We start from the raw sequence: 1,189 nt of genomic DNA, 5'->3' as shown, positions 1-1,189 counted from the left end.
GCGCTTGTATGTTCAGTACTGACCAGTACGGTAAAGTCTGGTGGTAGCCAGACGAGACCGTGCAGTTTGCCCCGCGCTTGGGTGTTGGAGCCCGTGACTGAGTACAAAACGCACGGTTGCCGTGCTGGTCTTCCTGAAGCCCGAACGGTTACGCGCGCCATTTACATCGAGTGCGCATGTACAAGCATGGGATCCGAAGATCATGTCTGCTCCTTCTGCCGTAACGGTCGGCATTGACGTCGCAAAAGCTCACGTCGATGTTTCCGTACTGGGTGCCAATCTGGACATCCGTCGATTCAACAACGATGCCGAGGGCCACTCGGCCCTGGCTGTTGCCCTTCAGCCGCTGAACGTGCAGTTGGTCGTGATGGAGGCGACCGGTGGCTACGAGACCGAGCTGGCGTGCGCCTTGCAAGGTGCGGGTTTGCCGGTCGCTGTCGTCAACCCTCGGCAAGCACGCGATTTTGCCCGCTCGATGGGACGTCTGGCCAAAACCGACGCCATCGACGCACATATGCTTGCCGAACTGGCTTCCGTGCTACTGCGTCGGGACGATCTGTCCCGCTTGCTACGTCCCGTTCCCGACGAGCGGCAGCAGTGGCTGGCTGCACTGGTGACCCGACGGCGCCAACTACTCACCATGCTCCTTTCGGAGCGACAGCGGCTCCAGATCACGCCGGTTGGTCTGCATCCAAGTCTGCTGGCTATCATTGCCGCCATCCAGGCACAACTCGATGACATCGACGCTCAGATGGTCGCTCATGTACGCCAGCACTTCGGTGAACTCGACCGCCTGTTGCAGTCCACACATGGAATTGGCCCGGTATCCAGCGCCTGCCTGATCGCAGAACTGCCCGAATTGGGCCGGCTCAATCGCCGTCAGATTGCAGCCCTCGTTGGCGTCGCTCCCATTGCTTGCGATTCCGGCTTACGTAATGGGCGACGACGGGTTCAAGGTGGCCGCTTCGCGATCCGTCGCGTGCTGTACATGGCTACATTGACTGCCACACGCTACAACCCCGCCATCAGAGCCTTCTATCAACGCCTGAAGGCCGCCGGCAAACTGTCCAAGGTCGCGCTTGTTGCCTGCATGCGCAAGCTCCTAACCATGCTCAATGCCATGGTCAAAACCAACACGCCTTGGGACGATTCACTTCATCGGGCTTGACTCGGAAGACGGTTACTCAGT

General features: G+C 59.5%; 1 protein-coding gene. It reads left to right on the top strand.

Annotated elements, in window-relative coordinates:
- Window positions 1-202: 202 nt before the first annotated feature.
- Window positions 203-1,168 (top strand): IS110-like element ISBcen8 family transposase, encoded by a 966-nt coding sequence (locus tag JMF86_RS34860; RefSeq protein WP_011545951.1) that lies wholly within the window; start codon window positions 203-205, stop codon window positions 1,166-1,168.
- Window positions 1,169-1,189 lie beyond the last annotated feature (21 nt).

It is taken from the genome of Burkholderia sp. E168m15 (genome assembly GCF_016586105.1).
Lineage (GTDB): Bacteria > Pseudomonadota > Gammaproteobacteria > Burkholderiales > Burkholderiaceae > Burkholderia > Burkholderia orbicola.
This window is presented reverse-complemented; position numbering and strand designations above follow the sequence as displayed.